The 20,194-nt window shown below is 67.0% G+C and carries 20 protein-coding genes; 14 read left to right on the top strand and 6 right to left on the bottom strand.

Going from position 1 to position 20,194, the window contains the following annotated elements; genetic code table 11:
* The first annotated feature begins 12 nt into the window (after positions 1-12).
* The 8 genes from soxC (at position 13) to AABN02_RS18065 (ending at position 7,112) form a co-directional block, all read left to right on the top strand.
* Positions 13-1,422 carry a sulfite dehydrogenase gene (gene soxC, locus AABN02_RS18100; RefSeq protein ID WP_338416305.1) on the top strand — a complete coding sequence of 470 codons (1,410 nt, stop codon included), beginning with the start codon at positions 13-15 and terminating at the stop codon, positions 1,420-1,422.
* Positions 1,406-2,479 (top strand): c-type cytochrome, encoded by a 1,074-nt coding sequence (locus AABN02_RS18095; RefSeq protein ID WP_338416304.1) that lies wholly within the window; start codon positions 1,406-1,408, stop codon positions 2,477-2,479. Before soxC ends, AABN02_RS18095 begins: the two co-directional genes overlap by 17 nt.
* A 34-nt stretch (positions 2,480-2,513) precedes the next feature.
* On the top strand, positions 2,514-2,972 hold the full coding sequence (soxY, locus tag AABN02_RS18090; protein WP_338416303.1) for a thiosulfate oxidation carrier protein SoxY: 459 nt from the start codon (positions 2,514-2,516) through the stop codon (positions 2,970-2,972).
* A gap of 17 nt (positions 2,973-2,989) precedes the next feature.
* Positions 2,990-3,301 (top strand): thiosulfate oxidation carrier complex protein SoxZ, encoded by a 312-nt coding sequence (gene soxZ, locus AABN02_RS18085; protein ID WP_338416302.1) that lies wholly within the window; start codon positions 2,990-2,992, stop codon positions 3,299-3,301.
* A 103-nt stretch (positions 3,302-3,404) separates the two neighbouring features.
* Positions 3,405-4,202: a sulfur oxidation c-type cytochrome SoxA gene (gene soxA, locus AABN02_RS18080; RefSeq protein WP_338416301.1), complete on the top strand. Its 798-nt coding sequence runs from the start codon at positions 3,405-3,407 to the stop codon at positions 4,200-4,202.
* Between the two features lie 32 nt (positions 4,203-4,234).
* Positions 4,235-4,888, top strand: coding sequence for a sulfur oxidation c-type cytochrome SoxX (soxX, locus tag AABN02_RS18075; RefSeq protein ID WP_338416300.1), 654 nt, complete (start codon positions 4,235-4,237; stop codon positions 4,886-4,888).
* Positions 4,889-4,944: 56 nt separating this feature from the next.
* Entirely contained in the window at positions 4,945-6,678 is a 1,734-nt protein-coding gene (gene soxB / locus AABN02_RS18070; RefSeq protein ID WP_338416299.1) for a thiosulfohydrolase SoxB, read from the top strand.
* Positions 6,679-6,698: 20 nt separating this feature from the next.
* Positions 6,699-7,112 carry a DsrE family protein gene (locus tag AABN02_RS18065; RefSeq protein ID WP_338416298.1) on the top strand — a complete coding sequence of 138 codons (414 nt, stop codon included), beginning with the start codon at positions 6,699-6,701 and terminating at the stop codon, positions 7,110-7,112.
* On the opposite strand, the gene AABN02_RS18060 is transcribed toward AABN02_RS18065, so the two are convergent.
* From AABN02_RS18060 to AABN02_RS18045, 4 genes are all read right to left on the bottom strand, one after another.
* Positions 7,102-8,655, bottom strand: a complete 1,554-nt coding sequence (locus AABN02_RS18060; protein WP_338416297.1) for a methyl-accepting chemotaxis protein — start codon at positions 8,653-8,655, stop codon at positions 7,102-7,104. The two genes, AABN02_RS18065 and AABN02_RS18060, sit on opposite strands and share 11 nt — an antisense overlap.
* Before the next feature lie 95 nt (positions 8,656-8,750).
* The gene (locus AABN02_RS18055) at positions 8,751-9,872 is read right to left on the bottom strand and encodes a YeeE/YedE family protein (protein ID WP_338416296.1); all 1,122 of its coding nucleotides are present in this window, start codon (positions 9,870-9,872) and stop codon (positions 8,751-8,753) included.
* 91 nt (positions 9,873-9,963) lie between these two features.
* Positions 9,964-11,244, bottom strand: coding sequence for an FAD/NAD(P)-binding oxidoreductase (locus tag AABN02_RS18050; RefSeq protein ID WP_338416295.1), 1,281 nt, complete (start codon positions 11,242-11,244; stop codon positions 9,964-9,966).
* Positions 11,245-11,262: 18 nt separating this feature from the next.
* Entirely contained in the window at positions 11,263-11,604 is a 342-nt protein-coding gene (locus AABN02_RS18045) for a c-type cytochrome (RefSeq protein ID WP_338416294.1), read from the bottom strand.
* A gap of 105 nt (positions 11,605-11,709) precedes the next feature.
* Here AABN02_RS18045 and AABN02_RS18040 point away from each other — a divergent pair, with 105 nt between their 5' ends.
* The 4 genes from AABN02_RS18040 (at position 11,710) to AABN02_RS18025 (ending at position 16,067) form a co-directional block, all read left to right on the top strand.
* Positions 11,710-12,261 (top strand): TlpA disulfide reductase family protein, encoded by a 552-nt coding sequence (locus AABN02_RS18040; protein ID WP_338416293.1) that lies wholly within the window; start codon positions 11,710-11,712, stop codon positions 12,259-12,261.
* An 82-nt stretch (positions 12,262-12,343) separates the two neighbouring features.
* Positions 12,344-14,143 carry a CotH kinase family protein gene (locus AABN02_RS18035; RefSeq protein ID WP_338416292.1) on the top strand — a complete coding sequence of 600 codons (1,800 nt, stop codon included), beginning with the start codon at positions 12,344-12,346 and terminating at the stop codon, positions 14,141-14,143.
* A 71-nt stretch (positions 14,144-14,214) separates the two neighbouring features.
* On the top strand, positions 14,215-15,177 hold the full coding sequence (locus AABN02_RS18030; RefSeq protein ID WP_338416291.1) for a nuclease-related domain-containing protein: 963 nt from the start codon (positions 14,215-14,217) through the stop codon (positions 15,175-15,177).
* Positions 15,174-16,067, top strand: a complete 894-nt coding sequence (locus tag AABN02_RS18025) for a hypothetical protein (protein ID WP_338416290.1) — start codon at positions 15,174-15,176, stop codon at positions 16,065-16,067. Before AABN02_RS18030 ends, AABN02_RS18025 begins: the two co-directional genes overlap by 4 nt.
* Before the next feature lie 151 nt (positions 16,068-16,218).
* Here the strand turns inward: AABN02_RS18025 and AABN02_RS18020 are convergent, their stop codons facing one another.
* Positions 16,219-17,112, bottom strand: a complete 894-nt coding sequence (locus AABN02_RS18020) for an ion transporter (RefSeq protein ID WP_338416289.1) — start codon at positions 17,110-17,112, stop codon at positions 16,219-16,221.
* A gap of 70 nt (positions 17,113-17,182) precedes the next feature.
* A complete protein-coding gene (locus AABN02_RS18015; protein ID WP_338416288.1) occupies positions 17,183-18,145 on the bottom strand; it encodes a LysR family transcriptional regulator in 963 nt (320 codons plus the stop codon).
* Between the two features lie 122 nt (positions 18,146-18,267).
* On the opposite strand from AABN02_RS18015, the gene AABN02_RS18010 reads away from it, so the two are divergent.
* Together AABN02_RS18010 and AABN02_RS18005 are read left to right on the top strand one after the other, a co-directional pair.
* A complete protein-coding gene (locus AABN02_RS18010; protein ID WP_338416287.1) occupies positions 18,268-19,737 on the top strand; it encodes a form I ribulose bisphosphate carboxylase large subunit in 1,470 nt (489 codons plus the stop codon).
* A 21-nt stretch (positions 19,738-19,758) separates the two neighbouring features.
* Positions 19,759-20,193, top strand: coding sequence for a ribulose bisphosphate carboxylase small subunit (locus AABN02_RS18005; RefSeq protein ID WP_338416286.1), 435 nt, complete (start codon positions 19,759-19,761; stop codon positions 20,191-20,193).
* Position 20,194: the final 1 nt, after the last annotated feature.

Genomic DNA, 20,194 nt, shown 5'->3' with positions numbered 1-20,194 from the left:
AGGAGCTTTTTCGTGTCCCACGATCCATCCGATGACCGCAACGACCCGGTGACGGGTTCGCGCTTCGGTCGCCTGATCAAGGCGCCCGAGAACTTCCTGGACCCGGCCGGTGTGCGCACCGTCTTCCAGGAGGCCAAGGCCGGCCGGCGCGATTTCATCCGCCGTGCCTTCGCCGGGGCCGCAGCCGCCGGTGCGGCGCCGCTGGTGATGGCGCAGGCCAATCCGGTGCCCAGCGAAGGGGGTGACCCGAACATCCTGAACCTGCCCGCGCACAGCATGGGTCTGGGGCAGGGCGTCGCGGCCAACAACGGCTATGGCCTGCCCTCGCAGTTCGAGCGCAATGTCCAGCGCCGCCAGAGCCCGGGTCTGACGCAGACCACGCAGGCCTCGGTGTCGTTCGCGCCGCTGCAGTCGCTGTTCGGCATCGTCACGCCCAGCGGCCTGCACTTCGAGCGCCACCACCAGGGCTGGTGGGACGTCGACCCGAGCAAGCACCGCCTGATGCTCAACGGCTCCGACCCGACGCTGATGAAGACCCCCAGGGTCTTCACGATGGACGAGATCATGCGGCTGCCGTCGGTGTCGCGCTTCCACTTCATCGAGTGCGGTGCCAACACGGCGGTCGAGTGGGGCAACGTCGCGGTGCCGACGGTGCAGTACACGCACGGCATGGTCTCCTGCAGCGAGTTCACGGGCGTGCCCCTGAAGATCCTGTTCGACCTGTGCGGCGTGGACTACAAGAAGGCCCGCTACGTGCTGGGCGAGGGTGCCGACGGTTCGTCGATGACGCGCACCATCCCGATGGAGCTGGTCGAGTCGGGCGAGGTCTTCGTGGCCTACGGGCAGAACGGCGAGATGCTGCGCCCCGAGAACGGCTATCCGCTGCGGCTGGTGGTGCCGGGTGTCCAGGGGGTGAGCTGGGTCAAGTACCTGCGCCGCATCGAGGTGGGGGATGCGCCCTACGCCGCCAAGGACGAGGCCGTCCACTACATGGACCTGGTGCCCGGTGGCCTGCACCGGCAGTACACCAATCTGCAGGAGTGCAAGAGCGTGGTGACGACACCCTCGGGTGGTCAGGTGCTGCTCGACAAGGGCTTCTACAACATCTCCGGGCTGGCCTGGTCGGGCAAGGGCCGGATCAAGAAGGTCGATGTCTCGGTGGATGGTGGCCGCAACTGGCGCACCGCGCGCCTCGAAGGCCCCGTGCAGAACAAGGCGCTGACCCGCTTCAACCTCGACTGGATCTGGGACGGCAAGCCCGCGCTCATCCAGAGCCGCGCCACCGACGAGACCGGCTACGTGCAACCGGTCTACCGGCAACTGCGTGCCGTGCGCGGCACGCGCTCGATCTACCACAACAACGCCGTCCAGACCTGGCTGGTGCAGGAAAGCGGGGAGGTGAAGAATGTCCAGCTCTCGTGAACGTCTGAATCTGGTCGTCGCGGCCACGCTGGTCCTGCTGTCCGGCGCTGCGCTGGCGCAGTCGGCGATGCCCGGCATCGGCCGGCCGGCGACGCCGAAGGAAATTGCCGCCTGGGACATCGACGTGCGTCCCGACTTCAAGGGCCTGCCCAAGGGGTCGGGGTCGGTCGCCCAGGGCCAGGACGTCTGGGAAGGCAAGTGCGCGCAGTGCCACGGCGTGTTCGGCGAGTCCAACGAGGTGTTCAGCCCGCTGGTCGGCGGCACCACGGCCGAGGACATCAGGACGGGCCGTGTCGCCAAGCTGAACGACACCTCCTTTCCCGGCCGCACCACGCTGATGAAGGTCGCCACGGTCTCGACGCTGTGGGACTACATCAACCGCGCCATGCCGTGGCCCGCACCGAAGTCGCTCAAGACCGACGAGGTCTACGCGGTCACGGCCTACCTGCTCAACATGGGCGGTGTGGTGCCGGACAACTACGTGATGTCGGACAAGAACATCGCCGAGGTGCAGGCCCGCATGCCCAACCGCAACGGCATGACGCTCGACCACGGCCTGTGGCCGGGCAAGGCGATGAAGACCGCCGGCAAGCCCGACGTGAAGGCCGTGGCCTGCATGACGAACTGCGAGGCCGAGCCCAAGGTCGCCTCCTTCCTGCCCGAATACGCCCGCAACAACCACGGCAATCTGGCGGAACAGAACCGCATGGTGGGTGCGCAGCATGGCGCCGACACGACCCGACCGGCTGGCAGCGCGGTCGCGGCGCCAGTCGCTCCGCCCCCGGTCAAGGCCGAGTCCGCACCGACGGTGTCCGCTTTGCTGCAGAAATACAGCTGCACCGCGTGCCATGCGGTCGACAGCAAGCTGGTCGGCCCTGCCTTCCGCGAGATCACCCGCAAGTACGGCAGTCAAGCCGATGGCGTCGCCTACCTCGCCGGCAAGATCAAGTCCGGCGGCGGCGGCGTGTGGGGGCAAATCCCGATGCCGCCGCAGTCCCTGTCCGATACCGAGGCCCGTATGATCGGCCAATGGCTGATCAATGGCGCCAAGAACTGAGGCGCCCTGTATGAATTCACCTAGGAGTTCCACGATGCAAACCCGTCGCGAAATGCTCAGCCGCAGTGCTGGCGTGGCCGCCATGCTGGCTGGCCTGGGCCTGCTGCCCGCCGTGGCACAGGCCGAGTACGCCGCTGCCGCCTTCGAGGCCAAGACCATGGCCGACCTGACCAAGTCCCTCGGCATCTCCACGCCGACCGAAAGCAAGGACATCACCATCACCGGTCCGGACATCGCCGAGAACGGCGCCGTGGTGCCGGTGGGCTGCTCGACGGCCCTGCCGGGCGTCAAGCGCATGCTGATCCTGGTCGAGAAGAACCCGTCCATGCTGTGCGCCGCCTTCGACGTGAGCGATGCGGTCGACGCGAACTTCAACACCCGCGTGAAGATGGGCCAGTCGTCGAACGTGATGGCGGTGGCGGTCATGAACGACGGCAAGGTGCTGTTCGCGCAAAAGGAAGTCAAGGTCACCCTCGGCGGCTGCGGCGGCTGATCAACCAGGAGAAGAACATGGCAGATCCGATGCGCATCCGCGCACAAGTTTCCGGCGACAAGGCCACCGTGCGTGTGCTGATGAGCCACGAGATGGAAACCGGCCAGCGCAAGGACGCCGCCGGCAAGGTGATCCCCGCCTGGTACATCCAGGAAGTCACCGCCGCCCTCAACGGCAAGACGGTGATGACCGCGCAGTGGGGCCCTTCGGTGTCGAAGAACCCCTTCCTGCAGTTCAACATCAAGGGCGCCAAGGCCGGTGACAAGGTCAGCGTGGGCTGGACCGACAACAAGGGCGACAAGCGCAGCGACGAAGCCACGGTGAGCTGAGTCCTCCTGCGCATGGCAGTCTGAACGACCACGACGGCCTCCGCGCAAGCAGGGGGCTGTCGGCGTTTCCACACCCGACGAGACCGACGAGACCGAGGAGACCATGAACAAGACCACCATCGCCAGCGTCCTGCTGGCCTGCGCCCTGCCGCTGATGGCGCAGGAAAAATCCGCTGCCGACGGCATCGCCGAATACCGCGCGATGCTGGCCGACGGCAACCCGGCCGAGCTGTTCGAGGCCAAGGGCGAGGACCTGTGGAAACAGAAGCGCGGTCCGAAGAACGTCTCGCTGGAGCAGTGCGACCTGGGCAAGGGGCCGGGCGTGGTGAAGGGGGCGTTTGTCGAGCTGCCCCGCTACTTCAAGGACACCGGCCGGTCACAGGACCTGGAGTCGCGCCTGGTGAGCTGCATGGAGACGCTGCAGGGCTTCAACGGCGCGGAGATCGCGAAGACGCCCTTCGGCAAGGGCGAGCAGAACAACGTCACGGCGCTGGCGACCTGGATCGCCGCCGAGTCCAAGGGCCTGCGCTTTGCCTTGCCGCAGGACCATGCGCAGGAAAAGCGCATGTACGCGGTCGGCCAGCGGGCCTTCTTCTACCGCGGCGGCCCGCACGACTTCAGCTGCGCCACCTGCCATGGCGAGGAGGGCAAGCGCATCCGCCTGCAGGACCTGCCACAGCTCACCAAGAACCCCGGCGACGGCGTCGGCTTCGCGGCCTGGCCGGCCTACCGGGTCAGCAATGGCCAGATGTGGGGCATGCAGCTGCGCCTGAACGACTGCTTCCGCCAGCAGCGCTTCCCGTACCCCGGCTTCGGCTCGGAGCTGACGATCGCGCTGGCGACCTACATGGGGGTCAACGCCAAGGGGGCCGCCTCGGTGGCGCCCGCCCTCAAGCGTTGAGTCACGCTGAGCTTGAACCCAAGGAACAGAGCATGAACACGTTCAAGAAGATGGCGTTCGCGCTGAGCGCAGTGGCCGTGGCGGCCATCACCGTCGGTTGCGCCACCGGGCCGTCGCCCGAGGAACTCGACCGCGATGCGGTGGCCGTGATCCGCAGCGCTTTCCGCGACGAAGGCATCGCCAAGGTGGACCGCCTGAACCAGGACGCGGCCAACGAGGCCTGCTCGAAGGCGCTCGGCCAGGAGTTGCCGGCTGCCGCCGCCAAGGCCATCGAGGAGGCCAGCCTGAAGGCGGTCAAGGCCCCCTCGGACGGCCAGTACCTGGGCGACTGGAAGCTCGGCGAAGCCATCGCCCAGAGCGGGCGCGGGCTGACCTACACCGATGACGCGAAGACCGTCAACGGCGGCAACTGCTACAACTGCCACCAGATCGACAAGAAGGAAATCTCCTTCGGCACCATCGGTCCGAGCCTCTACAACTACGGCAAGCTGCGCGGTGTCAGCGACCCGGCCAGCGACGCCGCCCGGCCGATCGTCGAGTACACCTGGACCAAGCTGTGGAATGCGCGGGCCTACAGCGCCTGTTCGCAGATGCCGCGCTTCGGCCACATGGGCATCCTCGACGAGGCGCAGATCCGCCACGTGATGGCGCTGCTGCTCGACCCGAAGTCGCCGGTCAACCAGTAGTTCCGACCTGCCCGCGCCAGCGGGCATCCACCGCAAATATCACTGACTGCTGATCCATGAATCTCTCCAAACGTGACTTCATGCAGGTGCTCGGCGCCGCTTCCGTGGCCGGCATGGGCCTGGGCCGCTACGCGGACGCGGATGCGGCCACGGCGCAGCACGGCCTGTACGACGTGCCGACCTTCGGCAACGTCAGCTTCCTGCACATGACCGACTGCCATGCGCAGCTGAAGCCGATCCACTTCCGCGAGCCAAGCGTGAACCTCGGCGTCGGCGCGATGCAGGGGAACCTGCCGCACCTCGTCGGCGAACACCTGCTGAAGTACGTCGGTGTGCGCCCAGGCACTGCACTCGCGCACGGCTTCACCTACCTCGATTTCGAGAAGGCGGCGCGCCGCTACGGCAAGGTCGGCGGCTTCGCGCACCTGGCGACGCTGGTGAAACAGCTGAAGGCCAGCCGCCCCGGCGCGCTGCTGCTCGACGGTGGCGACACCTGGCAGGGCTCGGCCACGTCGCTGTGGACCAATGCGCAGGACATGGTCGACGCCTGCAAGCTGCTCGGCGTGGACGTGATGACCGGCCACTGGGAGTTCACCTACGGCATGGAGCGCGTCAAGGAGATCGTCGAGAAGGACTTCAAGGGCAAGCTCGACTTCGTTGCCCAGAACGTCAAGACCAACGACTTCGGCGATCCGGTCTTCAAGCCCTACGTGATCCGCGAGATCAACGGCGTGCCCTGCGCCATCATCGGCCAGGCGTTTCCGTACACGCCGATCGCGAATCCGCGCTACATGGTCGCCGACTGGGCCTTCGGCATCCAGGACGAGAACATGCAGGCGATGGTGGACGAGGCCCGTGGCAAGGGCGCGCAGGTCGTCGTCGTGCTCAGCCACAACGGCATGGACGTCGACCTGAAGATGGCCAGCCGGGTGCGCGGCATCGACGCCATCTTCGGTGGCCACACGCACGACGGTGTGCCGGTGGCGGTGCCGGTGAGCAATGCGGGCGGCAAGACATTGGTGACCAACGCCGGCTCGAACACCAAGTTCCTCGGCGTGATGGACTTCGACGTGAAGGGCGGCAAGGTGGTGGACTTCCGCTACCGGCTGATGCCGATCTTCGCCAACCAGCTCAAGGCCGATCCGGCGATGGACGCGCTGATCACCAAGGTCCGCGCGCCGTACGAGGCGAAGCTGGCGGAGAAGCTCGGGGTCACCGACGGCCTGCTGTACCGGCGCGGCAACTTCAACGGTTCATGGGACCAGCTGATCTGTGATGCGCTGATGGAGGTGCAGGGCGCCGAGATCGCGTTCTCGCCCGGCTTCCGCTGGGGCACGACGCTGCTGCCGGGCGACGTCATCACGCGCGAGGGGATGATGGACCAGCTCGCCATCACCTACCCCTACGCGACCGTGACCCAGATGAGCGGCGAGATGCTCAAGACGGTGCTGGAGGACGTGGCCGACAACCTGTTCAACCCCGACCCCTACTACCAGCAGGGCGGCGACATGGTGCGCGTGGGCGGGCTGCAGTACACGATGACCCCTGGAGAGAAGGCTGGCAGCCGCATCAGCGACATGCGCCTGCAGGGCAAGGCGGTCGAGGCCGGCAAGCGCTACAACGTCGCCGGCTGGGCGCCGGTGTCCGAGGACGCGGCCAAGGCGGGCAACAAGCCGGTGTGGGACGTGGTCGAGACCTGGCTGAAGGGGCAGGGCGGGCGGGTCAAGGCACGTACCGTCAACACGCCAAAGCTGGTGGGTGTGGGCGGCAACCCCGGACTCGCCGCCTGAATGAACACAGGAGACATGCGATGAAGTTCAACACGATGCTCGCCGCTGCGGTGCTCTCGCTGGCCAGTCTGGCCGCGATGGCGCAGGACAAGGTGGTCTACCACGTCAGCGACACCGCCACGCAGGCGCTGGGGGCGCTGCGCAATGTGCGCAACCACCTCGACACCGATCCCACGGCGAAGATCACCGTGGTGGCCCACGCGCAGGGGATCGATTTCCTGATGGAGGGAGCCAAGGACCGCAACGACGTGCCCTTCGACGCCACGGTGTCGGCGCTGAAGAGCCGCGGCGTGGCCTTCGAGGTCTGCGAGATCACGCTGAAGACCCGCAACCTGAAGCGCGAGCAGTTCATCCAGGAAGCCGATTTCACCCCGTCGGGGGTTGTCCGCCTGACGAAGCTGCAGCTCCAGGGCTACGCCTACATCAAGCCCTGAGCAGACCGGTGCTGTTGCCCAGCCGGAAGACCGACATTGCGCCGACCAGCTGCTGTGCCTGCTCCTTGAGCAGGTCGGCGGCGGCGGCGCTCTCCTCGATCATCGCGGCGTTCTGCTGCGTGACCGTGTCCATCTGGGTCACGGCCTGACCGACCTGGCTGACGCCCTGGCTCTGCTCGGCGCTGGCGGTGCTGATCTCGGCCATGATCTGGTTGACCTGCTGGATGGAGGTGACGATCTGCTCCATCGTGCGGCTGGCTTCCTCGACCAGCGTGCTGCCCTGCTGGACCTGCTCGACGCTGCCGGTGACCAGCAGCTTGATCTCCTTGGCGGCCGTCGCGCTGCGGTGCGCGAGGTTGCGCACCTCGGTGGCCACGACCGCGAAGCCGCGGCCCTGCTCGCCGGCGCGGGCGGCCTCGACGGCGGCGTTGAGCGCCAGGATGTTGGTCTGGAAGGCGATGCCGTCGATCACCGAGATGATGTCGGTGATCCGGACCGAGCTGGCGTTGATGCCCTGCATGCGCTCGGACACCTGCGCCATGACCGCGCCGCCCTTGCTGGCGATGTCACAGGCGCCCTGCGCGAGCTGATTGGCCTGCTGCGCGTTGGCGGCGTTGTGGCGCACGGTCGAGCCGAGCTGCTCCATCGTGGCGGAGGTCTGCTCCAGCGCGCTGGCCTGGTCCTCGGTGCGTCGGCTCAGGTCGTTGTTGCTCTGCGCGATCTGCACGCTGGCGCTGGCGACCTGTTCGGCGCTGCACTGCACACCGTGCACGATGCGCCCCAGGCTGGACTGGATCTTCTGGATCGCCTGCAGCAGCTGGATCGACTCGTCGCTGCCCTCCGGGCGGATCTGATCGGTGAGGTTGCCCTCGGCGAGCTGGTGGGCCGCGTCGACCGCCAGCGTGATCGGGTGGGTCATGCGCCGCGCGAGCCAGAACGCGGCCAGCATCATGGCGATGGCGGCAGCGGCCAGGGCGGCCATGACGACCCAGCGGGTCCGCGCGATGCTGTGGGCCGCGTCGGCCTTCAGGTGGTCGCCGGTGTCCGCGATGCCGGCCGACAGGGCGGCCAGCTTCGGTTCGAGTTCGAGGAAGCTGGCCTGCAGCGCCGTGGAGGCGGCCACCGCGCTCTGCGGATCGGACCTGACGAGCGCCAGCATCTTGCGGGCCGCATCGACGTACTGGTCGACCACGGGTTGCGCCTGCTTCAGCGCCGTCTGGCTGGCTGGGTCGAGCGACAGCGTCGCCAGCCTGGACATCGCTGCGTGGAAGATCCGGGCGTGCTCCGCGAGTCCCTTTTCGGCCTGGCCGAGCGAGTCCGGATCGTTGCGCAGTGCGCCGACCAGAGCGAACAGGGTGTCGCCGCGGATGGCGTCGTGCATCATGTAGGCCTGCTGGCTGGCTTGCAGCGCGGCACTGGACACGACCGTCACATCCAGCTGATCGCCCAGCCTGGCATTGGTCCGCAGGCCCATACCGCCCACCATGGCCGCCAGCGCAGTGCCGGCCAGGCCGAAGGTGATGATCTGGGTGCGCATTTTCATGGGGTACTCCTGCAGGGAGTCCGCATGGTGGCGCGATTGCCGGTCGCCCGTTCCTGAAAAGACGACACGGAATCCGGCCTTCCTTTCGACGCTTCTCAGGGCCGCGCGTAGCCCGCACTCAATTCGGGATCCCCGTGCGGACGCATGGGGGGGACGGGCCGCTTTGCCTCTTCCGGCATGTCCAGCAGCCGATCGGTCAGCATCGCCGCGCCCCACATGGCCGACAGCGTGGCCCACGAGGTCAGCGTGAACACCGCCGCCCCCGACACCCCGGCGCCCACCGCGCAGCCACCGGCCAGCATCCCGCCGAAGCCCATCAGCATGGCGCCGACGATGTAGCGGCGCATCGCCTGCCCACCCTGGAAGCCTTCCAGCTTCAGCTCGCGCCACAGCAGCGCCGACAGGAAGGACCCCAGCGCCACACCCGGCACCAGCCCGAGGTCGAACTTCAGCGGCTGCCCCGGCGGCGAGAGCACCAGCATCAGCGTGTCGGCGGCCGGGCCGGTGAAGGACAGGCTCTGCACCGGCACGATCAGATCGAAGGCCTGCCGCGACATCGCCCAGGTCAGCAGCCAGGCACAGGCCACCACCACGCCCACGCCGATCGCCCCGAACCAGCTCCAGAAGCGCACCCGCTGCCGCCGCGCCCAGACCAGCGCCGCGGCCAGCCACACCGCGCCGAACAGCAGCCCGCCCACGTGGCCGACGCCGGTCAGCGCCAGGATGTCGCGGGCGGCGCCGCCTTCGACCGTCCACCAGCCGGAGACCACCGCGCGCAGCGGCGACAGCAGCCCCGACAGCGCCGACTGCGCCGTCACCGCGAACACGAGGCCCGATAGCAGCGCCCGCAGATTGCCCTGCGCCGCCAGCACCAGCAGCCGGCTGGAGCAGCCGCGCGCCAGGACCATGCCCACGCCGAACAGCGCCCCGCCCACCACCGCGCCCGACAGGCTGCCGCGCGTTGCCAGCTGGCGTGCACCGCTGACGTCCAGCCAGCCGAGCTGGATGAAGGCTTGCGTCAGCAGCACCGCGGTGGAGAAGGTGAACAGCCAGACGGTGAGCTTGCCCTCCTGCGTGCCGCGGGAGAACTCGATCACCGCCGAGCGCAGGCAGAAGCGCGAGCGGTGCGCGAAGAAGCCGAACAGCAGGCCGATGACCGCGCCGGCCAGCGTCACGGTCCACATCTCGCCCAGGCGGGCCATGAGCGATTCCAGCATCGCCGTCTCCATCGTTCAACATCGTTGATGACTGATATAAGACGGCGATGATGCAGCCCGGCCGCAGTGCCGAACTTGATGCAGGTCAGCCTCAGGTGAGCATGTCGGCCCAGATGTTCTTCGCCCAGGCGTCGGCGTAGCGGCCTTCCAGATCGGAGCGCACGTCCGACACCCCGCCCGAGCCGCCGATGGTGAAGAAGCTCTGCTTGGGCGCCTGGTATTCGTGGACGCTGGCGACGTGGATCACGTGCAGATCGTCGACGAAGCTCATGCAGACATTGGTCAGCATCGGGTGGGGGTTGATTTCCAGACCTTGCAGCTCGGCGACGATCGCCGCGGCGGTGACCTTGGCTTGCGAGTTCGCCATGTGGCCGGACTTGGGCATGCCCTGGGCGACCTGGATCGCGTCGCCGATGACGTGGATGTCCTTGGCCGCGGTCGATTCGAAATTCAGGAAGTGGACGTGGCACCAGCGGCCGTTGGCGTTGGCCAGCCCGGTGCTCGCTGCCAGCGCTCCGGCCCGCATCACCGGCAGCACGTTCAGCACGTCCGCTTTCACATCCTCCTGGACGTCGAACTTCACGGTCCGCGTCTTCGCATCGACGCCGACCGCCTTGTGCTGCGGCCGGTACTCGACCATGCCGCCGTACAGCTCCGCCCAGGCCTTCTTGAACAGCGGGCCCTTGGAGGTCACGTCCGGGTTGGCGTCGAGGATCAGCACCTTGGACCGAGGCTTGGCCTTCTTGAAGTAGGCGGCGATGACGCTGGCGCGCTCGTAGGGGCCGGGCGGGCAGCGGTAGGGCGCCTCGGGGATGGTGATGGCACAGGTGCCACCGTCGCGCATCGCCTCGAGCTGCTGGCGCAGCGCCACCGTCTCGGCACCGGCCTTCCAGGCGTGCAGGATCTGGCCGGAGGCGTTGGCCGCCTTCAGCCCCTCGGTCTGCTCCCACATGAAATCGATGCCGGGCGCCATCACCAGCTTGTCGTACTGCACGACGGTGCCGCCGGCCAGCGTGGCGGTCTTCTTCACCGCGTCCACCGACGTGACCAGGTCGTGGACGATGCGCACGCCGTGCTTGTCGCTCAGCCCGCTGTAGGGGTTGGTGATGTCGGCCATCTGGCGCTGGCCGCCGATCACCAGGTTCGACACCGGGCAGGACACGAACTGCCGGTTCGGCTCGACCATCACCACGTCGATGCTGTAGTCCGACAGCAGCCGGAGGTACTTCGAGACGGTCGCGCCGCCGAATCCGCCGCCGACCACGAGCACCTTGGCCTTGGAGGCGGAGGGGCGGTCGAGCAGCGAGGCGCAACCGGCCAGCCCGAGCGAGCCGCCGGCGATCAGGCCCTGGAGGAGATGTCTGCGTTGCATGGTGTGGGGCTCCTCGGTTTATTGAGCGGTCTGGGCGGCGAAGTACTTCGCCAGCGCTTCGAGCTGCTCCTGGGAGTAGCCCCTGGTGATCTGGTGCATCACCGTCGCCTTGCGCTCGCCGGACCGGAAGGCCATCAGCTGGGACAGCAGGTAGTCCTGCGGCAGGCCTGCCAGACGAACCAGTGCCTCACCCGGCACGGCCCGGCCGTCGGTGCCATGGCACTGCGCGCAGGTGGCGGCCAGGGCGCGCAGGCGCAGTCGTTCCGGATCCTTGGCGTGTGCCGCGGGGGTGGACAGCAGGCCGGCGCTGCACAGCAGCACGCCGCTCAGCCAGCGGATGGAGACGCTTGGTCGGGTCATGGGACACGCTCCTCGGGGCTTTGAACTCAGCGCTATAGTGTCTCGAATATCACTGCATACGAATTTAATGGTTTCCCCGGAGACTCGGGTGTGGAGGCGACGCGCATGACGACAGACCGCAGACGAAGCAGAACCGGCGCAGGCCCGGACCGGCGCCGGGTGTGTGCGCAGTTGCTGGCCGGGCCCTGGGTGCTGGGGCCGCTGGCGGCTGCGGCGATGGCCCCTGCGCCCACGCCCACGCCGGTCGGCCAGATGGTGCCGTGGCCGACGGTGCGGCTGCTGGACGGGCGCACCGTCGCGGCCGAACAGCTGCGCGGCCGCGCGGTGGTGGTGACCTTCTTCGCCACCGACTGCGGCTATTGCCAGCGCCACAACCAGCGGCTCGACCAGCTCGCGCGCCACATCGGCGCGCTGCCGCTGACCGTGATCGGCGCGGCGCTGGACCGCGAGGTGGCGCCGGTCGAGGCCTATCTCGCACGCCAGGGCTACACCTTCCCCGTGACGATGGACGCCGCCCCGCTGCGGGCCGTGCTGACCGCCCGGCGCAGTTACCCGGTGACCTGCGTGATCGACCGCCAGGGCGTGCTGCGCGAGGTGATCCCGGGCGAGATGGCCGAGGACGATGTGCGGGGGCTGGTGAAATGGGCCGCCACCTGAAGCGCTGATTAACCCTTCTGCCAGCTGGTGCCCTTCCGGGTACCCACTCGGCCCATGATGTGCCTTCCTGAAGGAGCAGCACATGGGCAAGGGTCCGACCGACATCGCACGGCACGCGGTTGCGGGCCGCGTCCAGGGCTGGCGCTGGCCGGTCCTGCTCGGGGTGGCTGTGGCTGGATTGGTGGCCTGCGGTGGTGGTGGCGGTGAGTCGGTGCCATCTGCAGATGGCGGCAGCACGCCCGTCGTCACACCCCCCGTCACGCCTCCACCCAGCGCCACCTCGGTGTTCGCCACGCAGGAAGCCGCAGCCGTCCTCGACGATCCGCGCACCTACGCCGCGCTGACCGACACCGTCCTGCAGGGCACCGTCATCACCCGCGACACGGCCACCGCCACCTTCGCCGATGTCAATGCCGACATCGACCCGAACGACGCGCTCGAACCCGAGATCGACGCCCACCTCGTGCTCGACGGCTACCCCGACGACGCCAAGCCGCTGAATGCCACGATCCGCCTGCGCGGCAGCTCGTCGCGGCTGGGGGCGCAGAAGTCCTACCGCGTCAAGCTGCTCAAGACCGCGCCGCTGTGGCGCGGCGAGCAGACGCTGCAGTTCAACAAGCATCCCTGGGACCTGACCCGCGTGCGCAACAAGCTCGCGATGGACCTGTTCCGCGACATCCCGCATGTGCCCTCGTTGCGCACCCAGTTCGTCCGGCTCAACCTGACCAACCAGGACAAGGCGGGTGTCGCGTACGCCAGCGCCGATTTCGGCCTCTTCACGCACGTCGAGAAGATGGGCAAGGAGTACCTCGCCAACCGCGGCCTGCCGACCGACGGCAACCTCTACAAGGCCGAGGACTTCCGCTTCCAGCCCGATGCGCGGCTGGCGCTGACCGCCGCGGGGGCGCCGGTGGACAAGGTGGCCTTCGAGCGGGTGCTCTCGCTGGAGGCGGACAGCGGCGACCACACCCGCCTGCGCGCGATGCTCACGGCGCTGAACGACCCGGCGACCGACTTCGCCGCCATCTTCGACCAGTACTTCGACCGCAGCAACTACCTCACCTGGCTCGCCACCGCCGTGCTCATGGGCAACCGCGACACCCTGTCGCAGAACTTCGCGCTCTACCAGCCCAAGGGCAGCGACAAGTTCTACTTCCTGCCTTGGGACTACGACGGCGCGTTCGGCTACGAGGACCAGGCCGATGTCGTCGCTGACGCGAGCCTCTATGCGCCGTGGCAGAAGACGCTGGCCAACTGGTGGGAGGTGCCGCTGCACCGGCGCTTCCTGTCCGATCCGAAGCGGCTGGCCGAGCTGAAGCAGGCGGTGGAGGAGCTGTACACCCGCCACCTCGGCGAAGCGGCCCTGCAGGCGCGGCTCGCGGTCTACCAGCCGCTGGTGGCGCCCTATGTCACCGCGGCGCCCGACCTCACCTGGCTGCCCGGTGTCACCGCCGACCGCGCCGCCGAGTGGCGCGCCGAAATCACCCGCATCGCCGCCTCGCCCCTCCTCAACCGCGAGCGTTTCCTGGCCGGGATGGACGCGCCGATGCCCTTCTTCCAGGCCGTGACGCTGGCCGGCACCAGCCACCGCCTCGAATGGGACGCCTCGGCCGACTTGCAGGGCGACGCTGTCACCTACCGCGTCGAGTTGGCCACCGCGCCGGACTTCGCCAGCAACTCGGTGCTCGTGTCGCAGTCGGGCGTGAGCGCGACCGAGTGGCTGGTGCCAAAACTGGCGGATGGCACGTACTACCTGCGGGTGACCGCCGTGGACGCCAAAGGCAACACGCAGCAGGCGTTCGACCGGGTCAGTGTGGGCGGGAAGACGTGGTTCGGGGTGCTGGGGGTGCGGGTGGCCGGGGCGGCGGTGGCGGTGTTTTGATCTGGTTGAGCGGTTGATGGCACCCGATCTGGCAAAGTCTGGGGGAACGATGTTTCACCCGGGAGGCCACCATGCTGCTCAAGACAGCCGACGACAAGACCAGACGCCTGCAATTGCTGCTGGATCTCCAGCAGTCCACGAAGCTTGATACACGCCAGAAGGATTGGTTGTCCGACGAGTTGTTCCGGCTGCGCAAGGGCATCGAGGGGGAGCGGGACGCCGCTCACTATGTGGACAATTACCTGTGCGACAGCGAGAACAATGCCGTTCTGCACGACCTGCGCTTCGTGGTCGATGGAGAAACGGCGCAGATCGATCACCTGATCCTGGGTCGCACGCTGAATATCTACCTGCTTGAAACCAAGAACTTCGGTGGTGACCTGCACATCAACGAGCATGGCGAATTCAGCGTCGAGTACACCGGGCGTCGGCGATACGGTATCCCGTCCCCGCTGGAACAGAGCCGGCGCCATGAGGTGGTCTTGGCGAAGCTGCTGGACCGCATGGAAATCACCGGGCGAGCCGGCCTGAAACCCACTTTCCACCACATCGTGCTGGTGTCGCCCAAGTCCCTGATCGAGCGACCCGATGCGAAGCGGTTCGACACGTCCCGTGTCATCAAGGCGGACCAGTTCCGGGCATGGCACGAGCGGTTCATCGAGAAGGAAGTGGGGCCGCTGGCCATCCTGGCCGCAGCGGTCAACATGCGCAGCCCATCGACGGTGCGCGAATGGGGTCAAAAGCTCCGGCGTCAGCACAGACCAGTCGAACTGCTGGCCTTGCCCGAGTTCATGGCGCCGCGTCCTGACGTGGTGGCAGCACCACCTCCGCCCACCGTTGCACCGATCCAGTTGCCGCCGATCACACCCGCGCCCGCGGTCGCGGCCCACTTGTCTCCGGTGCCGCGCAAGCGCCTGATCTGTGCGACCTGCGGCGACAAGATCAGCTACTCGGAAGGGAAGTTCTGCTGGAACAACGAGCGGCGGTTTGGTGGATTGCAGTACTGCCGTGCGCACCAGACGGCGTGCCAGTGACAGCAGAGACCGTCGATAACTTGCATCGCGAGGTGCAGTGCAAGCTCGGGCGGTGCCTGATTCGGCTTCAGCAATATGAACAGTTGTTGAAGGCGCTACTACCGGCAACGGATATCCAGACAAGCTGGCAGCCAGGGCAACCCCAGCCACAGACCAGTCTGCAGGCGGCGACCGAACGCCTTCAGCATCAGACCCTTGGCCAACTGGTGAAGGAGTTCATCGGGATTCACTCCGAACCAGAGCAGGAGGCGAAGGAGCCGGACGAAGAACCCGAGCCGGAGGGCGTAATTTTCTTCCGGACGCAATTGCGCATCGAGACGGCTTCCGGCGGTCTTGCCGGCGTCGAATCGAACCTCCGCGGCATGGTGACGATGCGCAACGCACTGATTCACCATTTCCTTGAGCGTTTCGATATCTGGACAGTTGATGGATGCCTGGATGCGGATCGACATCTCGATGAATGCTTCGGGCGCATGGACGCACATTTCCGTGAGCTGCACACCACAGCACTCGCCTTTGATGCAGCGCGGCAAGAGTTGCTGGTGTTGATGCGCTCCCCCGAGTTCATGAACCAGTTTTGCGAGGGCGTCTTTCCGGATGGCCAGATTCACTGGCCATCGACCCGGGTTGTGCAATGTCTGCTTCAGCACTGCGCAGTTGATCCTGTTGCGTGGACGGTACTCGGCCCGGTGATCCAGTCCATGCAGGCGGATTGTCCCGAGGAAGTGCCTTCGAAATACCGCTGCAAGACTTGGCGCCAGTTGCTCAAGCGTTCAGAAGTGTTCGAGGTCCGCACGGACATCGACGACCAGACGGGACAAGGGCGAACCTGGTTTCGTCCGATGGCTTCATCCGGGGTGGGCGCCACATCCTGGTGGCCTGCAAGATGACGCCAGCCTGGATGCCAGGGCGGACGACCATGTCGGGCAGATCTTCGGGTCACGGTGGGTGGCAGTCGACCGGGTCGAGCAACTGCCGCGGCGGCGGCTGGTGGAGGTATTTGCCGGGCGGACCCGTAGACCGCCAGAGATGCGTTCCCGCTCAGGTGGAGGGCGTCGCGCCGGACTGCCACGGCGGTAGCGCGGCTCCGCAGGCGTTGCAGAAGCGGGCCGCGGGCGTGTGGCCTTCGGTCAGACACTCGTGGCAGGTGCGTGTGGTGGGTGAACTGCCAGGAAGGCGTTGGGCGGTGAACTCGGCACTGACGATGCCGGTCGGCACTGCCAGCGTGCCCCAGCCGATCAGCATCATGACCGAGGCAATGATGCGGCCCAGATCGGTCTTGGGCGTGATGTCGCCGAAGCCGACGGTGGTCATGGTCGTGATGGCCCAGTAGATGCCGACCGGGATGCTGGTGAAGCCGTTCTCCGCGCCTTCGACGACGTACATCAGCGTGCCGATCACCAGCACGATCAGGATCACGAAGGACAGGAAGACCAGGATCTTGCGCCGCGAGGCCGCCAGCGCCTGCCCCAGCGCGCCGAATTCGGCGACGTACTCGGTCAGTTTCAGGATCCGGAACATGCGCAGCAGCCGCAGCACCCGCACATCGATCAGCGCGTGCAGGCCGGGCACGAGGATCGCCAGGTAGGTGGGCAGCACCGCCAGCAGGTCGATCACGCCGAACAGGCTGCGCGCGTACCGCGCGGGCTGGCGCACGCAGATCAGCCGCGCCAGATACTCGGCGGTGAAGGCCAGCGTGAACACCCATTCCAGGGTGCCGAGCAGCAGGGCATGGCGCTGGTGGACCTCCGCCATGCTGTCCAGCACGACGACCGCGACACTGGCCAGGATCATGCCGATCAGTGCCAGGTCGAACCACCGGCCGGCCGGCGTGTCGGCCTCGAAAATGACGATGTACATCCGCAAGCGCCAGCCGGCTTCGGGCTTGCCGAGTGGCTGGCGGTCGGTGGCGGGGGCAGAGGAGGTGGCGTTCATGCCGCCTATCCTAGGCTCTCGCGGATGCCGTCCCGGGCCAATGCGGCCGTCAACAGCAAGCGGCGCTGGTTCATCCGGGTCTCCTTGGATCTGTCCGTGCGGCTTGCTCCAGCCATGGCCGGTCGTGTGCGGCCAGGTGGTGTTCACCCTCTTCGAGAATGAAATAGCGAAACGCCTCGGCCGAGGGTGAGAGCACGCGCGACTGCAAGTGCACCACGTTCCAAGTGCGAATGACCGGCGAGTTTTCCACATGGACCAGCTCCAGCACGCCGGCCTGCAACTCCAGCCCGATCGTGTGCAGCGAGAGGAAACTCAGCCCCATGCCGGCCATCACGGCCTGCTTGATGGTCTCGTTGCTGGGCATCTCCATGGCGATGCGGGCTTCGATCCGGTGGTCCTGGAAGAAGCGGTCCATCAGCGCGCGCGTGCCGGACGCGGGTTCGCGGACCAGCATCGGGTAGTGCGCCAGCGCCGACAGCGGCGGGTGGCCCGACTGCAGGATCGGGTGACCCGGCGGCGCCACGAAGACGTGCGGGTGTGCTGCGAACGCCTCGGCGCGGCAGACCAGTTCGCGCGGCGGACGGCCCATGATGGCCAGATCCACGTCCCCCGCTTCCAGCAGCCGCACCAGCTCTTCCCGGTTGGCCCCCACCCGCAACTGCGTCTCGACGCCCGGATGCTCGTCGCGGAAGCGCACCAGCAGCCGTGGCACGAAGTACTTGGCCGTGGCCACCATGCCGATCGACAGGCGCCCGGTGTCGAGGTGGCGCAGGCGGGCCATGGCCACCTCGGCGTCCCGCAGCGTCGCCAGAACCCGGCGCGCATAGACCAGGAAGTACTCGCCCGCCGTGGTCAGCGACACCTTGCGGCCCTGGCGGTCGAACAGCAGCAGCCCCATGGCCTCTTCCAGCTCCTTCACCTGCATCGTCACCGCCGGGGGCGTCAGGTGCAGCCGCTCGGCGGCGCGCACGAAACTGAGTTCGCGCGCCACCTCGGCGAAGACGCGCAGCTGGCGCAGGGTCAGGTTTTTCATCGTGCGTGCCCAGGCCCGTCTGATTCAGTGAAACTGAATCGAAAGTCAAGAAGATGTGAATTTACCTTATCCATCGGTCTTCCTACAGTGGACCCCATTCACCCACCGCAGGAGACAAAGCCATGAACGAACCGGTCGAACTCGGCGTCATCACCGACGCAAAGAAGCGCTACAGCGCCGGCGTCCTGAAGTACCGCCAGATGGGCTACTGGGACGCCGACTACGTGCCCAAGGACACCGACACGCTGTGCCTGTTCCGCATCACGCCGCAGGACGGCGTGGACCCGATCGAGGCGGCGGCGGCCGTGGCGGGCGAGTCGAGCACCGCGACCTGGACGGTGGTGTGGACCGACCGCCTGACCGCCTGCGACAGCTACCGTGCCAAGGCCTACAAGGTCGAGCCCGTGCCGGGCCGGCCCGGTGAGTATTTCGCCTGGGTGGCCTACGACATCATCCTGTTCGAGGAAGGCTCGATCGCCAACATCACGGCCAGCCTGATCGGCAACGTGTTCAGCTTCAAGCCGCTGAAGGCAGCCCGGCTGGAGGACATCCGCATGCCGGTGGCGCTGGTCAAGACCTTCAAGGGGCCGCCCACCGGGCTGGTGGTGGAGCGCGAGCGTCTGGACAAGTTCGGCCGCCCGCTGCTGGGCGCCACCACCAAGCCCAAGCTGGGCCTGTCGGGCCGCAACTATGGCCGCGTGATCTACGAGGGCCTCAAGGGCGGACTCGATTTCATGAAGGACGACGAGAACATCAACTCGCAGCCCTTCATGCACTGGCGGGACCGTTTCCTGTACGTGATGGACGGCGTTAACAAGGCGAGTGCGGCCACCGGCGAGGTCAAGGGCAGCTACCTGAACGTGACCGGCGCGACGATGGAAGACATCTACGAGCGCGCCGAGTTCGCCAAGGAACTCGGGTCCGTGGTGATCATGCTCGACCTTGTGATCGGCTGGAGCGCCATCCAGAGCATGGCCAACTGGGCGCGCAAGAACGACATGATCGTGCACATGCACCGCGCCGGTCATGGCACCTACACCCGGCAGAAGAACCACGGCGTGAGCTTCCGCGTGATGGCCAAGTGGCTGCGCCTGGCGGGTGTGGACCACCTGCACACCGGCACCGCGGTCGGCAAGCTCGAGGGCGACCCGATGACGGTGCAGGGCTACTACAACGTCTGCCGCGACAGCTACACGAAGCAGGACCTGCCGCGCGGCCTGTTCTTCGACCAGGACTGGTGCGACATGAAGAAGGTGATGCCGGTGGCCAGCGGTGGCATCCACGCCGGCCAGATGCACCAGCTGATCGACCTGTTCGGTGACGACGTGATCCTGCAGTTCGGTGGTGGCACGATCGGTCACCCGGCGGGCATCCAGGCCGGTGCGGTGGCCAACCGCGTCGCGCTGGAGTGCATTGTCAAGGCCCGCAACGAGGGCAAGGACATCCGCAACGAAGGTCCGGACATCCTGCGCAAGGCTGCGCTGACCTGCACGCCGCTGAAGCAGGCGCTCGACACCTGGGGCGAGATCTCCTTCAACTACACCAGCACCGACACCAGCGACTACGCGGTCACCCCGTCGGCATCCAACTGAAGCACCCTGGAGCACTCCACCATGATGACCAACCCGACCGGCCGCGTCACGCAAGGCCAGTTCAGCTTCCTGCCCGACCTGACGGACGCCGAGATCACGCTGCAGATCGAATACGGCCTCCAGCATGGCTATGCCTGGAGCATCGAGTACACGGATGACCCGCACCCCCGGAACACCTACTGGGACATGTTCGGCATGCCCATGTTCGACCTGCAGGACGCCGCTGGCGTGCTGATGGAGCTGAACCACTGCCGCAAGACCTTCCCCAACCACTACATCCGGCTGATGGCCTTCTCGTCGGTGCGCGGGGTCGAGAGCATCACGATGAGCTTCATCGTCAACCGGCCCGCCAAGGAACCCGGCTTCGGCCTCGTGCGCCAGGAGGTCCAGGGCCGCAGCATGCGCTACACCGTGCACAGCTACGCGACCGACCGGCCTGAAGCCGAGCGCTACTGAA

The sequence above is a fragment of the uncultured Sphaerotilus sp. genome (assembly GCF_963924895.1).
GTDB lineage: Bacteria > Pseudomonadota > Gammaproteobacteria > Burkholderiales > Burkholderiaceae_C > Sphaerotilus.
The sequence above is the reverse complement of the archived record's forward strand: the minus strand, read 5'-3'. Positions and strand labels throughout refer to the sequence as shown.

Excerpts from the sequence above, each read along its gene's own strand:
- AABN02_RS18095 (WP_338416304.1), top strand. The coding sequence starts at position 1,406 with ATGTCCAGCTCTCGTGAACGTCTGAATCTGGTCGTCGCGGCCACGCTG.
- soxY (WP_338416303.1), top strand. The coding sequence starts at position 2,514 with ATGCAAACCCGTCGCGAAATGCTCAGCCGCAGTGCTGGCGTGGCCGCC.
- soxZ (WP_338416302.1), top strand. The coding sequence starts at position 2,990 with ATGGCAGATCCGATGCGCATCCGCGCACAAGTTTCCGGCGACAAGGCC.
- soxA (WP_338416301.1), top strand. The coding sequence starts at position 3,405 with ATGAACAAGACCACCATCGCCAGCGTCCTGCTGGCCTGCGCCCTGCCG.
- soxX (WP_338416300.1), top strand. The coding sequence starts at position 4,235 with ATGAACACGTTCAAGAAGATGGCGTTCGCGCTGAGCGCAGTGGCCGTG.
- soxB (WP_338416299.1), top strand. The coding sequence starts at position 4,945 with ATGAATCTCTCCAAACGTGACTTCATGCAGGTGCTCGGCGCCGCTTCC.
- AABN02_RS18065 (WP_338416298.1), top strand. The coding sequence starts at position 6,699 with ATGAAGTTCAACACGATGCTCGCCGCTGCGGTGCTCTCGCTGGCCAGT.
- AABN02_RS18060 (WP_338416297.1), bottom strand. The coding sequence starts at position 8,655 with ATGAAAATGCGCACCCAGATCATCACCTTCGGCCTGGCCGGCACTGCG.
- AABN02_RS18055 (WP_338416296.1), bottom strand. The coding sequence starts at position 9,872 with ATGCTGGAATCGCTCATGGCCCGCCTGGGCGAGATGTGGACCGTGACG.
- AABN02_RS18050 (WP_338416295.1), bottom strand. The coding sequence starts at position 11,244 with ATGCAACGCAGACATCTCCTCCAGGGCCTGATCGCCGGCGGCTCGCTC.
- AABN02_RS18045 (WP_338416294.1), bottom strand. The coding sequence starts at position 11,604 with ATGACCCGACCAAGCGTCTCCATCCGCTGGCTGAGCGGCGTGCTGCTG.
- AABN02_RS18040 (WP_338416293.1), top strand. The coding sequence starts at position 11,710 with ATGACGACAGACCGCAGACGAAGCAGAACCGGCGCAGGCCCGGACCGG.
- AABN02_RS18035 (WP_338416292.1), top strand. The coding sequence starts at position 12,344 with ATGGGCAAGGGTCCGACCGACATCGCACGGCACGCGGTTGCGGGCCGC.
- AABN02_RS18030 (WP_338416291.1), top strand. The coding sequence starts at position 14,215 with ATGCTGCTCAAGACAGCCGACGACAAGACCAGACGCCTGCAATTGCTG.
- AABN02_RS18020 (WP_338416289.1), bottom strand. The coding sequence starts at position 17,112 with ATGAACGCCACCTCCTCTGCCCCCGCCACCGACCGCCAGCCACTCGGC.
- AABN02_RS18015 (WP_338416288.1), bottom strand. The coding sequence starts at position 18,145 with ATGAAAAACCTGACCCTGCGCCAGCTGCGCGTCTTCGCCGAGGTGGCG.
- AABN02_RS18010 (WP_338416287.1), top strand. The coding sequence starts at position 18,268 with ATGAACGAACCGGTCGAACTCGGCGTCATCACCGACGCAAAGAAGCGC.
- AABN02_RS18005 (WP_338416286.1), top strand. The coding sequence starts at position 19,759 with ATGATGACCAACCCGACCGGCCGCGTCACGCAAGGCCAGTTCAGCTTC.